We start from the raw sequence: 13,033 nt of genomic DNA on the forward strand, positions 1-13,033 counted from the left end.
AGCAGTAGCTGATGGTCAGTGGGGCGCACGGCGTAAGTCGTGCGCCTTTTGCTTGTCAGCATGGCAGTAAAGCAAAGCAAGCTGGCTTCCCCTAAGGTAGCGCTGGCGTGTTATTATCCAAGATTGTTTTGATGTGAGGATGCTTTCATGGGTGTTGTGGCCAAACGGTCGTCGATGATCTTTTACTCAGGCAGTGATGATCATTTCAGTCATCGTGTGCGCATTGTGCTGGCCGAGAAGGGGGTTGCCGTCGACATCGTCGATGTACTCGACGAAAAACCACCGGAAGAGCTGGCAGACCTCAATCCGTACAACAGCGTACCGACGCTGTTAGATCGTGACTTGGTGCTGTATGAGTCCAAAGTTATGATGGAGTACCTGGATGAGCGTTTCCCGCATCCTCCGCTATTGCCTGTTTATCCAGTAGCGCGTGCGCAAAGCCGCCTATGGATGCACCGCATTGAGCGCGAGTGGTGCCCAATGGTCGACCTGATTCGCAGTGGTGGAAAGAAAGAGGCAGATAAAGCGCGTAAAGAGTTGCGTGAAAGTCTGATCGGCATATCGCCAATTTTCGAGGATATGCCTTACTTCATGAGCGAAGAGTTTACGCTGGTGGATTGTTGTTTAGCGCCTGTATTGTGGCGTTTGCCGGAACTCAATATCGAATTGCCCGAGAAGCAGGTTAAGCCGCTGCTGTCCTACATGTCGCGAGTATTCGAGCGTGAAGCGTTCAAGGCATCTTTAAGTGAGCGTGAAAAAGAGATGCGCGCTTGAATTCATTTGGCTCCTTTGTGCTTGATAAGGGCAGGGAGCCTTTCTTGTAAGGAGGAGGGAGTCTAGATGAAATCGAGTCGCCCCTATCTCGCCCGAGCACTCTATGAGTGGTTGCTGGATAATGAGCTAACGCCTTACCTGGTGGTTGATGCTACCTTGCCTGGCGTTGAGGTGCCCCGTCAGTTTGTTCAAAACGGTCAGATCGTTTTGAACGTGGCGCCGACTGCAGTACGTGATCTTTTTATGGAGAATCAGGCGATAGGCTTTAATGCGCGCTTTGGCGGGCAGCCTATGCAGGTAATGATACCGACTCCGGCCTTAATCGCTATTTACGCCCGTGAGAACGGTGCAGGAATGGTCTTTGGTCATGAGCCTGAGCTAGGTGATGGAGCCGACTCTTTTGGCGCTATTGAGGACGAAGAGAAGCCCTCTAGTAAGCCTGAGCTGTCGATCACAGAGCCCGTCTCCGAAAAGAGTGACAGTGACTCAACGGCGTCAGCGGATACGTCTGAAAAAGAGTCTCAAGCTAAGAGCAAGACGAAGAAAAAACCCACCCTGCGGGTCGTTAAATAACACCCTGGGGTGTGCCGCCCACAAAAAAGCCTCGCTTATTAAGCGAGGCTTTTTTGTGGCTGCTAAAACGCAATGGGAAAACAGTGGATTAGTCTAGGTAATCAAATACTTTTACGATTCGTTGTACACCGCCAACTGAGGAAGCGGCATTGACGATACGGTCAGCCTCTTCCCGGGTCACGCGGCCCATCAGATATACGCTGGCATTTTCGGTGGTGACTTTGATTTTTGAAGAATCGATGCGGTCGTTGGTTGCCAGGTGGCTGACGACATTCGTGGTGAGCCATGTGTCGGTCAGGCGCTGGCTGGCCGGTAGGCGAGCGGCGATGGTGAGTTCGTTGTGGACGTCAGTAACACCGCGTAGGTTGCTGGTAACCTCACCCGCCATATCGCGAAGCTCTTCACTGGGTACTTGGCCCACCAGGAGCACAACGCCGTTATAACTGTGGGCACGAATGCGGGCATCGCCTAACCGGGCGTCAGCACGCTTTAATGCGTCATCAACTTCACGCTCAATGGTGGTATCGATGGCTTCAACATCGTCGCTACGCTGAGCATAGTTGGACTGATTGGAGGCTGAGTTGTTAGCGCAGCCGGTAATGAAGAGTGCCGCGCAAAGCGCAACGGCCATGAAGCCGCGGGGGGAGAGGCGTTGGGTCATCGTATGACTCCTTTGATGCTAGCAGTTAAAGACATCGTGGTTGTTAACACAGTACAAATGGCGACTAAGCGCTGCCAAACAACTGTTCATCGATAAGATCGCATAAACAGTGAATCACCAGTAGGTGAACTTCCTGGATGCGGGCCGTCGATGTCGCCGGGACGCGAATCTCGCAGTCATCCTGGCCTAACAGTGACGCCATATCGCCACCGTCGCGGCCGGTAAGGGCAACCACGGTCATATCGCGATCATGGGCGGCTTGAATGGCCTGCACAATATTGCCCGAATTGCCACTGGTGGAGATGGCCAAGAGTACATCACCGGGCTGCCCGAGGGCGCGAATCTGCTTTGAAAACACCTCGTTGTAGCTATAGTCGTTTGCGATTGAAGTGAGCGTGGACGTATCAGTGGTGAGTGCCAGTGCGGGTAGGCTAGGGCGTTCTCGCTCAAAGCGGTTGAGCAGTTCAGAGGAGAAGTGTTGGCTGTCACCAGCGCTGCCGCCATTGCCGCAGGCAAGAATTTTTCCTTCGCTGACAAGGCACTGCACCATCATTTGGCTAGCCACTTCAATGAACGGCGGAAGTACTTCGCTGGCGTACGTCTTGGTGTCGATGCTAGCGTTGAAGTGGCCGAGTATCCGAGATTGAAAGTCCATCAGGGCTTCCTGGTTGAATAGTGATAAAGAGTGTTTTTTAAAGACCGTTTTTAAAGCCAGTTTATACAAACAGCTTTAAAAAACAGTCAAAAGGCATCAAAGGCAGCTTTTACCCAGTGAAACTCCAGGTTGGGCGGCTTACCCGTTATGGCCAGGATATCAAAGCGGCAGGGTGAAGAAAGCCCGCCGCGGGCGATATAAAGCCGTGCTGCACGCACCAGGCGCTGTTGCTTCTGATAAGTGACGGTTTCCAGCGGGTGGCCGTAGCGCGTCGTGGTGCGGTGTTTGACTTCAACAAAGACGAGAATATCGCCATCGCGCATTACCAAGTCAAGCTCACCCCCTTTCACGTAATGATTCTGCGTGACAAGGGTGAGCCCCTGTTGGCGCAGCCATTGAGCGGCAAGCTGCTCAATGGCTGCGCCGCGGGCACGGGCAGTGTGGGCGTTAGTCGTCACTTTCGACCAGGTTAGGAATTAAAATAGGTGATGGAACGCCATTCTGGAATTTAGCCCAGGGCAGCTCGCGTAGATGCGGCCATCGTCGCTAAGTAGAGAGTGCCGGTGCTGCCATGAAGGCCGTTCAGCTCGCCAAGGTTGGACAAGCGGATAGCCAGCTCGTATGCATCAACGCCCATTGCCATCAGGCGGAACATGGAAGCGTCTGATTCATCCCGCAGGCTTTGGTAGGTAGATGCAAAGGGCAGAGCCTCTTCGCCACCAACGGCGGCGTCGGGGATTTGCCAGGGGATATCAACGAACATGACATCGTTTAGATCTTGATCGAGGCGAGTCTGCAGGCGTCCTTCATGCAAGTGTGAGGTGGCATAGATTGGCAGGTTGGGAGCGTAGTAGTAATCCATAGTCGGCGGTACCTGGCGCGCATACTCGGGCAGTGCGAGCAGGAATAGGGCGTCAATATTGCCTAGGCGCGCGCGATCACCGCTAACACTGAGCGCGGTTTGTACGGCATTGGAGACCGAGCTATCCGGGTTATAGCGCACGGCGTTGGTGATTTCGCCACCCTGGCTATGCCACTCATTCCAGAAGGCTTCGCCTACGCGTCGGCCCCAGCCGTTATCCGGAACCATCATGGACATTTGGCGGTGCCCGTCCTGCCAGGCGCGGCGGGCAACTTGGCGTGCTTCGTCTTCAGCTGAAAGGCCGTACTGGAAGAGTCGCTGGGCTTGATTGTTATCACCGCTACCATAGTTGAGTGCCAGTGTAGGGAGCGGCACGCTATCGCGCTGTTCTAGCTGGGTAACTCGATCCTTATCCAGCGGGCCAATAATTAACTGCGCATTCATTTGTTGGGCGCGGTCATAGAGCTCATCCATCGAGTAGCGCGAGGTGTCCAGGAAGCTTAGCTCGACGTTGCTGCCCTTGGCGTCATGGTGCTGCCGCATAGCCGAAGCGATAGTATTGGCGACGCTGCTAAGCGGGCCTGATTCGGGCAGTGCTACCACGATGCGGCGTATTTCCTGACCCTCAAGCTCTGGCAGCGCAACGCTCACTGCGCCGCTGGGCTGATCAAGCGCCTCACGGGCCCAGCGCTGGCGTTCTTCAAGCCGCTCCTGCTGGTTAGCCTGCATCGGCAGCTCGTCGCCGAGTACCTGAGTGGCGCGCAGCACGGCACGGGGTTCATTCAACGCGCGGGCAAGCTCGGAAAATAGCAGTGCCCAGCGTACCCGGTCGGGTTCTGAGAGCAAGCTTTCATCAATCCCATCGGCGGTTTCGAAGGCTCTGTCGCGCTCACCTTGACGGGCCAGAATATTAGCCGCTTCCAGGCGTGTTTTTGCGGCTTGCTCTGGCGCTTGCTGTTCCGCTTGGCTGAGTAGCTGGCCAGGGTTTTCATCGGGCACTCGATCTACCACGCTAGGCGATTGCATCGCACAGCCAGCAACGAGAAATGCCACAAGGGCAGCGGCGAGTAAGCCACGTAATGACTGTTTCATGTATCCTTCCTTAGTTTCCATTTGCGCTGTCGCTGCTTGTCAGCGATTGACCAAGCCACTGCACAAGCATAGCGCACCAGCAGGGCAAGCCATCAACGAATTGAGAGTCAACAATGACAGACGATAATCCGGGCACATTGTACGTGGTTGCCACGCCAATTGGGAATTTGGATGACTTAACCGCGCGTGCCGCTCGGGTGTTGGGCCAAGTGACACGAATTGCCGCTGAAGATACTCGCCATAGTGGCCGCCTGTTGGCGCACTTGGGGCTAAACAAGCCCATGCTCTCTTTACATGAGCACAACGAGGCGCGCCGGGTAGAGGCTTTGGATAGTTATCTCGCCGCAGGTGAAGATATCGCCCTGATCAGTGACGCCGGCACACCGTTGATTAGCGATCCCGGCTTTGTGCTGGTACGTGAACTGAGGGCGCGCAATCGCCATATTGTGCCTATCCCCGGCCCCTGTGCGCTGATTACTGCGCTGTCAGGGGCAGGCCTGCCAACAGACCGCTTTGTGTTTGCCGGTTTTCTGCCTGCCAAGCCAGGCGCACGACGCCAAGCATTGGAGAGTTGGAAAACCCGCGAAGAGACGCTGGTGTTTTATGAATCTCCCCACCGTATCGTGCATACCCTTGAAGCGTTACAGGCGCAAATGGCGGATCGCGATGTGGTATTGGCGCGTGAACTCACTAAAACCTTCGAAACGTTTTTGCACGGTACGCCTGCATCGTTACTGGAGCAATTGACTGTCGACCCTAATCAAGCCCGCGGCGAATTCGTGGTGATTGTTGCCGGGGCTCCGCCGGTTGAGCAGAGTGAACATCAGGATATATCAGCGGACGCCTTGCTGGAGGCACTGCTGGCAGAGGGGGTTGGCGTGAAACAGGGCGCTGCAATTGCCGCGCGAATGCTTGGTGGTCGTAAGCAAGTCTGGTACGCGCGTTTGCAAGCAATCAAAGGTGAGCATTGAGGCAAGTCGAGGGCGCTGGTATGCTTGCCGCCGGAGTTGGCCAGACAGTCGCCGCTAATACCCCTTAAAAGGTGTTGGGGGAGGAAAGTCCGGGCTCCATAGGGCAGAGTGCCAGGTAACGCCTGGGCGGCGTGAGCCGACGGAAAGTGCAGCAGAGAGTAGACCGCCTAAGCCTTTCGGGGCCGGTAAGGGTGAAAGGGTGCGGTAAGAGCGCACCGCGCGCCTGGTAACAGTGCGTGGCATGGTAAACCCCACTCGGAGCAAGACCAAATAGGGATCCAATGGCGTGGCCCGCGCTGGATCCGGGTAGGTTGCTTGAGCGCTGTGGTAACGCAGCGCCTAGAGGAATGGCTGTCCACGACAGAACCCGGCTTATCGGCCGACTCCCCCACTTACGTACCAGAGCGTGTCCGCACGCTCTTTATTACGCTGTCACTATCATTTTGTGTGAGAAAAACATGCCTTCTCCTGACGCTGAACAGGTTGCTAACTGCTTTCGCCATACCAGCGTTCTACTGGAAGGTGCTGTCGATGCTCTGGTGCACGATGCGCGAGGCGTCTATTTAGATGGCACCTTTGGGAGGGGCGGTCACTCACGCTTGATCCTTGATCGTCTGGATGCTCAGGGCCAGCTGCTTGCGATGGATCGCGATCCACAAGCGATTGCCGCGGCCGCTGACATAGACGATCCACGCTTTCAGATTGCCCAGCGAGAATTTGCTCAGCTCGCCGAGTTTGCCCGTGAACAGGGCGTATTTGGCAAGCTTTCCGGTGTGTTACTCGATGTTGGCGTGTCGTCGCCTCAACTAGATGACCCCGAGCGCGGCTTCAGCTTTATGCGCGATGGCCCGCTAGATATGCGTATGGATCCTACCCAAGGGCAAAGTGTGGCTGATTTCCTGGCCCGGGCCAGTGAAGCAGACATTGCCTACGTGTTTAAAACCTACGGCGAAGAGCGCTATGCCAAACGTTTGGCCCGCGCTGTGGTCACTCGCCGGGTCGAGAAGCCGTTTACCCACACGGTGGATTTGGCCGAGGTATTAAAAGTAGCCCACCCCGCCTGGGAAAAGGGACGCCATCCTGCCACCAAAGCGTTTCAAGGGCTGCGTATTTTCGTCAACGGCGAGCTGGAGCAGTTAGACAGTGCTTTAGACGCCGCGCTAGAGGCGCTGGCACCTGGTGGTCACTTAGTGGTTATCAGCTTTCACTCGTTGGAAGATCGTCGCGTGAAGCGCTTTATTCGCCACCATGTCCGCGGCGATACCGACTTGCCGCGAGGGGTGCCGATTCGCGATGATCAAATGAATCGGCGTCTTGAAGCGCTAGGCAAAGGTGTGCGGCCAAGCGAGGAGGAAGTGGATGCCAATCCCCGCGCACGTAGTGCCGTCATGCGGGCTGCACGCAAACGGATGTAAATGTCATCATGAGCATGGATCGGATTGAGCAGTGGGCAACCACGCTACGCACCGAATGGCCTTTCAGGCTGCGTTTACGCGCCTGGCCGGTAGCTATTACGCTACTCTTTCTACTCTGCATGGCCTCCGGGCTGGGCGTGGTTGTCACTACCCATATGACGCGGGTTCAATTTGCTCAGCTGCAACAGCTGGAGCAAGAAGAGAACCAGCTGCAAACGGAGTGGGGACAACTGCTGCTCGAGGAGGGCGCATGGTCGACACCTGCCCGTATTGAACAAATTGCCACTGATCGCCTGGGTATGCGAATCCCCGATGTCCATGATGTTGAGGTGATTCGACCATGAGAAGCGAACGTCGAGGCGGTACCTCGCGTCAGGCGCCGATTGCCCCTCCGCTCGGCAGCGGGCGGTTCATGTTTATTCTGCTTGCGATTGGCTTGGCATCGGCTATTTTGATTGGTCGGATTACCTTGCTGCAGGTCATTGACCGTCCCTTTCTGCAAAGCCAGGGCGACGCGCGTACTCTTCGTCACGAAACTATCCCCGCCCACCGCGGCATGATTACAGACCGCAATGGCGAACCGTTGGCGATTTCCACTCCAGTGGTCACCCTCTGGGCCAATCCGCAAGAACTGCCCGACGATGCTATACAGCGTGTAATGCTGGCCCAGGCGCTGGGTATGACGCTGGGTGACTTTGAGGCGCGGGTAGCGCGCTTCAGCGAGCATGAGTTCATGTATTTACGTCGTCAGATGACCCCCGCGGCGGCCCAGCAGATTCTAAACCTGCGCACGCCCGGCGTTTACCCGCAGCGTGAATATAAACGCTACTATCCCGCTGGCGAGGTCGCCGCCCAACTGCTGGGAGTAACCAACGTTGACGATGTCGGTCAGGAAGGCCTGGAGCTTGCTTATCAGCCTTACCTGGCGGGGCGACCTGGTCAGCGGCGGGTCATTAAAGATCGCCGCGGGCGCCTGGTGCGTGAGCTGGGCGTTATTGACGAAGCCCAGCCGGGGGGCGAACTGACCCTCTCTATTGATCAACGCATTCAATATATGGCTTACCGGGAGCTGCGCGCCGCGGTGGTTGAGAATGAGGCCGATGGCGGCGTGCTGGTGATGATGGATGCCCGTACGGGAGAGGTGTTGGCTATGGCTAACTTGCCCTCCTACAACCCTAACAACCGAGCGGGGCTTGATCCGCGTGGGTTACGTAACCAGGCGTTGGTCGATGTATTTGAGCCCGGTTCGGTGATGAAGCCGCTGGCCATGGCTGCCGTGTTAGAGAGTGGCGTGGTGGACCGCGACGCTGTGGTCGATACCTCGCCCGGTTGGATGCGATTGGATCAGTTCACCATTCGCGATTTCCGTAATTATGGCGAACTGGATTTGGCTGGCATTCTGGAACACTCTTCGAATGTGGGGATGTCCCGACTAGCGCTGCGGTTGAGCGATACGGCGATTTGGGAAAAGTATAACCAGTTAGGGCTGGGGCAGGCACCCGGAACCGGTTTTCCTGGCGAGTCCACTGGCAGCTTACCGGCGCCGGTTCGCTGGTCGCGCAGCGAGCGGGCGACGCTCTCCTACGGTTACGGCCTATCCGTGTCAGCGGTGCAGTTGGCGAGTGCTTACACGGCGCTAGCCAATGATGGCGTGCGTTTGCCGCCTTCGCTGTTACGCCTTTCTGAGCCACCCCAAGGCATCCCCGCGATAGAGCCCACGGTTGCCAATGACCTGTTGCGAATACTGGAAACTTCCGTTGCGGCCTATACCGGCGGGCGGCGAGCTCGTGTCGAGGGTTATCGTGTTGGCGGAAAAACGGGCACGGTGCGCAAAATAGGCCAGCAGGGCTATACCACCGATGCCTACCGCAGCGTTTTTGCCGGTATTGCGCCTATTTCCGACCCGCGTATTGTCACAGTGGTAATGATTGATCACCCCAAAGCAGGCGAATTTTATGGCGGCGCTGTTGCCGCACCGGTTTTTTCCAGCGTGACGGGGAATGCTTTACGCTTGCTGGACGTCCCGCCGGATCACGAGGCGGAGTAGTTTTTTAAGGAGATGGCATGACGCTGAGTCCAGGCGAAATATTAACGGCGCTCGCGAAAGTATGGCCCAAGTCACCACTGCCCGCTGACCTGCCCAAGCTGCCGGATCAGGTGCGCATTGAAATGAACTCGCGCAAGCTTGCCAAGGGCGACATTTTTGTGGCCGTGCCTGGTAGCCAGCGTGACGGACGCGATTTCATCGAGCAAGCCCTTGAGGCTGGGGCTTCGCTTGTTTTAGCGCAGGGGTCTCACGGCGATGTACAGCTTGAGGGGCGGGGGTGTTGAAGCTACCGCATTTGTCGTCGCGCTTAGGCGAGCTAGGTAGGGCACTGTACCAGGTGCCTAGTGATCTGGAAGTCATTGCGGTGACCGGTACCAATGGTAAAAGCTCTGTTACTCACTATATTGCTGCCCTCAGCGAAGCGTTGGGAACACCTGCGGGTCTTGTCGGCACCTTAGGCGTGGGGCGTCCTGGCGAACTGAGCGATAGTGGCTTAACCACGCCTGGCCCCTTGGCGCTGCAGGCGACGCTGGGTGAATTGGCCCAACAGGGGGTGAAGCGCGTTGCCCTCGAAGCCTCTTCCCACGCTCTGGATCAGTACCGGTTGGAAGCGGTCAACGTTAGTGTAGGGGTGTTTACCAATCTGACCCGCGACCATTTAGATTATCACGGCAGCATGGCGGCCTATGCGGCCTCGAAAGCCAAGCTGTTTCGCCGTTCTGAGCTTAGCTTGGCGGTGGTGAATGGTGATGACCCTTTGGCGCGCTTAATGCTGGCTGGTTCTAGTAGCCGCGTACGTGTGCTGGCCACTGGGCAAGACGAGGCCGTTACGCTGCGGGTGCTGGACTGGCAGGCGTTCGAGCAGGGGCAGCAGGCAATGATTGCGACCCCGATGGCGAGAAAATGCTGCGCTTAACGTTAATGGGGCGCTTTAATTTAGATAACGTCCTGCTAGCGATGGCTGTGCTGTATGGGTTAGGTGAATCCCTCGATGCGCTGTTTGATGCAGCGACAACACTTTCTCCGGTGCCGGGGCGTATGGAGCGCTATGGCGATGTGGACGCCCCCAGTGTGGTCGTGGACTATGCCCACACACCGGATGCCCTACAGAGTGCCCTTCAGGCGCTACGTGCTCACTTGGGGGACGCGGGTAAATTGTGGTGTGTGTTTGGCTGCGGCGGGGAGCGTGATACGGGTAAGCGAGCCGAGATGGCCCGGGTCGCCGAGCAGTTGGCAGATCGCATCGTTGTCACTGACGATAATCCGCGGAATGAATCCGCCGCGCAAATCCGTGAGCAGATTCTGACCGGGTTCTCAACCGCTGTGCAGCCGATTGAAATTGCTGAGCGTCGCGAGGCCGTAGTAGCGGCTATTCAACAAGCTGGCGCCCAGGATGTGGTGCTGATCGCCGGGAAAGGGCATGAGGCGTATCAGGAGATACAGGGGGTGCGCCATCCTTACGCCGATAGCGAAGAGATTCAACGCGCTTTTGCTCAGCGGAGAGCGCAGTAATGCATTGGGCTCTTGGTCAAGTGGCCGCCGCGCTCGGCATCGAAGCGCCATCAGGCAGCGCACAGTTAATCATTCACTCGGTTGTTACCGATAGCCGTAAAATTGAGCCTGGCTGCCTGTTTGTCGCGTTAAAAGGCGTCAATTTTGATGGCCACGATTTTGTCGAGCGTGCCCATGCGCTCGGCGCGGCAGCGGCGTTGGTCGACGCACCTGTTGCTAGCGACTTACCCCAATTGGTGTGTCCCGATACGCGCTTAGCCCTGGGATTGCTAGCCGGTGCACATCGGCGCGCATGGCACGGGCCCTTGGTAGCGGTCACCGGCAATAGTGGTAAAACCACGGTTAAGGAGATGTGCGCGGCACTGCTGAGGCCTTTGGGCGAGGTGTTAGCGACCGAGGGGAATCTGAACAATGATTTCGGTGCGCCGCTGACCTTATTGCGATTGCGTCAACAGCACAAAGTCGCCGTGATAGAGTTAGGCGCTAATCATCTGGGTGAAATCGCCTGGACGGCGCCGCTGGCACAGCCCGATATTGCGATTATCACCAATGTCACCGGCGCCCATGTGGGTGAGTTTGGCGGCATGGGGCAGATCGCCCAGGCGAAAAGTGAACTGCTCGCCGGGCTAAGCGAGCAGGGTACGGCCATATTGAACCGCGATGATCGCTACTACTCCTTTTGGGCTTCGCGTGCGGCCCCAAGGCGAGTGGTTAGCTTTGGCTTTCATCCCCAGGCAGATGTCAGCGCCTCAGCGCTTTCCTGTGATCCTCAAGGGCGGTATGCTTTCACGCTACTGCAGCATGGTCAGGCGCTGGGCCAAGTGCGTTTACCGCTACTTGGCAAGCATAATGTCAGCAATGCCTTAGCTGCGGCTGCCGCGGCATTAGCGCTGGGCGTGCCGCCAGAGCAGATCATTACGCGCGTGGGTGCATTGCAAGCGCTAGCGGGTAGACTAACCGTAGTGCCCGGTTTGCGGGGGGGCAAGCTACTGGATGATACTTACAATGCCAACCCCGGGGCGGTCAAAGCCGCTCTGGATACGCTGGCAAGTTTCCCGGCTCCACGCTGGTGTGCATTGGGCGTAATGGGCGAGCTGGGAGACGAGTCGGCAGCGCTGCATGCGGACATTGGCCGTTACGCTGCAGAGCTTGGCATTGATCAGCTGTTGACGCTGGGCGACGCGGCACGCGCTGCCAGCGAGGCCTTTGGTCGTGGGCTGCATTTTAACGATCACGAGGCGCTAACGCGTCATGTCACTAATACTTTGCCGCCGGACACCACCTTGCTGGTGAAAGGGTCGCGCAGTGCGGGCATGGAACATGTCATTAATGCACTGCGTTCGGATAAATAAGGTAAACGCCGTTCATGTTACTTCACTTGGCGAATTTTCTGTCGCAGTACCAATCTGATTTTCAGGTAGTCAATTATTTAACCCTGCGCGTGATTTTAGGCGCTCTCACCTCATTAATGCTCTGCTTATGGCTGGGGCCATGGATGATCCGCAAACTGGTCGAGGGGCAAATCGGTCAATCCGTGCGTGACGATGGCCCTCAGTCCCATCTTTCCAAGGCGGGTACCCCGACCATGGGGGAGCGATGATTCTGTTGGCCATTGCCATGAGTACCTTGCTATGGGGTGACCTAACCAATCTTTATATTTGGGTGGTGTTAGGCGTCACACTAGGTTTTGGTGCTATCGGCTGGGTCGATGATTACCGCAAAGTAGTGGAGAAAAATCCGCGTGGCTTACCCGCCCGCTGGAAGTATTTCTGGCAGTCGGTGGTGGGGATTGGGGCGGCAGTGCTGCTTTATTTGACTGCCTCAACGCCGGTCGAAACCAGCTTGTTAGTGCCAATGTTAAAAGAGGTCGCACTGCCGCTGGGCCTATTCTATATCGTGCTCACTACTTAGTGATTGTGGGCAGTTCCAATGCGGTTAATTTGACCGATGGTCTGGATGGCTTGGCAATTATGCCTACGGTACTGGTGGCCATGGGCTTGTCAGTGTTTGCTTATGCCAGCGGTAATACCGTGTTTGCCGAGTATTTACATATTCCGTTTATTGCCGGTACCGGTGAGCTGGCGGTTTTTTGTGCCACCATTGCCGGTGCCGGGCTTGGCTTTTTATGGTTCAACACTTACCCCGCCCAGGTCTTTATGGGCGACGTAGGTGCCTTGGCGTTAGGGGCTGCGTTGGGCGTGGTGGCAGTGATCGTGCGTCAGGAGATCGTGCTGTTTATTATGGGCGGTATTTTTGTCATGGAGACGGTGTCGGTCATTCTTCAGGTGGGGTCCTATAAGCTTACCGGGCGGCGGATCTTTCGCATGGCGCCACTGCATCACCACTATGAATTGAAAGGTTGGCCTGAACCGCGGGTAATCGTGCGTTTTTGGATCATTACCGTGGTGCTGGTGCTGCTCGGCCTCGCAACGCTCAAGGTTCGTTAATGAAAGTTCGTTGATGCAAATGGC

13 protein-coding genes, 1 other RNA gene and 2 pseudogenes are annotated in these 13,033 nt (G+C 56.5%); 12 read left to right on the top strand and 4 right to left on the bottom strand.

Annotated elements, in window-relative coordinates:
* Window positions 1-147 precede the first annotated feature (147 nt).
* Window positions 148-774, top strand: a complete 627-nt coding sequence (sspA, locus tag FDY98_RS09220) for a stringent starvation protein SspA (protein ID WP_007114711.1) — start codon at window positions 148-150, stop codon at window positions 772-774.
* A gap of 66 nt (window positions 775-840) precedes the next feature.
* On the top strand, window positions 841-1,347 hold the full coding sequence (locus FDY98_RS09225; RefSeq protein ID WP_009287785.1) for a ClpXP protease specificity-enhancing factor: 507 nt from the start codon (window positions 841-843) through the stop codon (window positions 1,345-1,347).
* 88 nt (window positions 1,348-1,435) lie between these two features.
* Here FDY98_RS09225 and FDY98_RS09230 read toward each other — a convergent pair whose 3' ends face one another.
* The 4 genes and pseudogenes from FDY98_RS09230 to FDY98_RS09245 form a co-directional block, all read right to left on the bottom strand.
* Window positions 1,436-2,008 carry a BON domain-containing protein gene (locus FDY98_RS09230; protein WP_009286384.1) on the bottom strand — a complete coding sequence of 191 codons (573 nt, stop codon included), beginning with the start codon at window positions 2,006-2,008 and terminating at the stop codon, window positions 1,436-1,438.
* Between the two features lie 64 nt (window positions 2,009-2,072).
* Entirely contained in the window at window positions 2,073-2,663 is a 591-nt protein-coding gene (locus FDY98_RS09235; RefSeq protein ID WP_007114714.1) for a phosphoheptose isomerase, read from the bottom strand.
* A gap of 86 nt (window positions 2,664-2,749) precedes the next feature.
* Window positions 2,750-3,121 carry a YraN family protein gene (locus FDY98_RS09240; RefSeq protein ID WP_022523915.1) on the bottom strand — a complete coding sequence of 124 codons (372 nt, stop codon included), beginning with the start codon at window positions 3,119-3,121 and terminating at the stop codon, window positions 2,750-2,752.
* A pseudogene (locus FDY98_RS09245) lies at window positions 3,111-4,617 on the bottom strand (penicillin-binding protein activator). The gene FDY98_RS09240 and the pseudogene FDY98_RS09245 overlap by 11 nt, the downstream one beginning before the upstream one ends.
* 113 nt (window positions 4,618-4,730) lie before the next feature.
* Here FDY98_RS09245 and rsmI point away from each other — a divergent pair.
* The 10 genes and pseudogenes from rsmI to mraY all read left to right on the top strand — a co-directional run bounded on the left by rsmI (window position 4,731) and on the right by mraY (window position 13,009).
* The gene (rsmI, locus tag FDY98_RS09250) at window positions 4,731-5,588 is read left to right on the top strand and encodes a 16S rRNA (cytidine(1402)-2'-O)-methyltransferase (protein ID WP_009286387.1); all 858 of its coding nucleotides are present in this window, start codon (window positions 4,731-4,733) and stop codon (window positions 5,586-5,588) included.
* Window positions 5,589-5,620: 32 nt separating this feature from the next.
* Window positions 5,621-5,979: RNase P RNA component class A (gene rnpB / locus FDY98_RS09255), an RNA gene on the top strand.
* Window positions 5,980-6,046: 67 nt separating this feature from the next.
* Window positions 6,047-7,003: a 16S rRNA (cytosine(1402)-N(4))-methyltransferase RsmH gene (rsmH, locus tag FDY98_RS09260; RefSeq protein WP_027959094.1), complete on the top strand. Its 957-nt coding sequence runs from the start codon at window positions 6,047-6,049 to the stop codon at window positions 7,001-7,003.
* Window positions 7,004-7,011: 8 nt separating this feature from the next.
* Window positions 7,012-7,347 (top strand): cell division protein FtsL, encoded by a 336-nt coding sequence (gene ftsL, locus FDY98_RS09265; RefSeq protein ID WP_022523909.1) that lies wholly within the window; start codon window positions 7,012-7,014, stop codon window positions 7,345-7,347.
* Window positions 7,344-9,050 (top strand): peptidoglycan D,D-transpeptidase FtsI family protein, encoded by a 1,707-nt coding sequence (locus FDY98_RS09270; protein WP_027959095.1) that lies wholly within the window; start codon window positions 7,344-7,346, stop codon window positions 9,048-9,050. The genes ftsL and FDY98_RS09270 overlap by 4 nt, the downstream gene beginning before the upstream one ends.
* Window positions 9,051-9,067: 17 nt before the next feature.
* Window positions 9,068-10,562, top strand: a pseudogene (locus tag FDY98_RS09275) (UDP-N-acetylmuramoyl-L-alanyl-D-glutamate--2,6-diaminopimelate ligase).
* Complete coding sequence (locus FDY98_RS09280) at window positions 10,562-11,914, top strand: UDP-N-acetylmuramoyl-tripeptide--D-alanyl-D-alanine ligase (protein WP_009286390.1); 1,353 nt, start codon at window positions 10,562-10,564, stop codon at window positions 11,912-11,914. The pseudogene FDY98_RS09275 and the gene FDY98_RS09280 overlap by 1 nt, the downstream one beginning before the upstream one ends.
* 14 nt (window positions 11,915-11,928) lie before the next feature.
* Window positions 11,929-12,162, top strand: coding sequence for a hypothetical protein (locus FDY98_RS27570; protein ID WP_340146440.1), 234 nt, complete (start codon window positions 11,929-11,931; stop codon window positions 12,160-12,162).
* Window positions 12,159-12,473: a hypothetical protein gene (locus tag FDY98_RS27575; protein WP_340146441.1), complete on the top strand. Its 315-nt coding sequence runs from the start codon at window positions 12,159-12,161 to the stop codon at window positions 12,471-12,473. The genes FDY98_RS27570 and FDY98_RS27575 overlap by 4 nt, the downstream gene beginning before the upstream one ends.
* Window positions 12,449-13,009 carry a phospho-N-acetylmuramoyl-pentapeptide-transferase gene (gene mraY, locus FDY98_RS27580; protein WP_340146871.1) on the top strand — a complete coding sequence of 187 codons (561 nt, stop codon included), beginning with the start codon at window positions 12,449-12,451 and terminating at the stop codon, window positions 13,007-13,009. Before FDY98_RS27575 ends, mraY begins: the two co-directional genes overlap by 25 nt.
* Window positions 13,010-13,033: the final 24 nt, after the last annotated feature.

This window comes from Halomonas sp. PA16-9, assembly GCF_009728585.1.
Classification (GTDB): domain Bacteria; phylum Pseudomonadota; class Gammaproteobacteria; order Pseudomonadales; family Halomonadaceae; genus Vreelandella; species Vreelandella titanicae.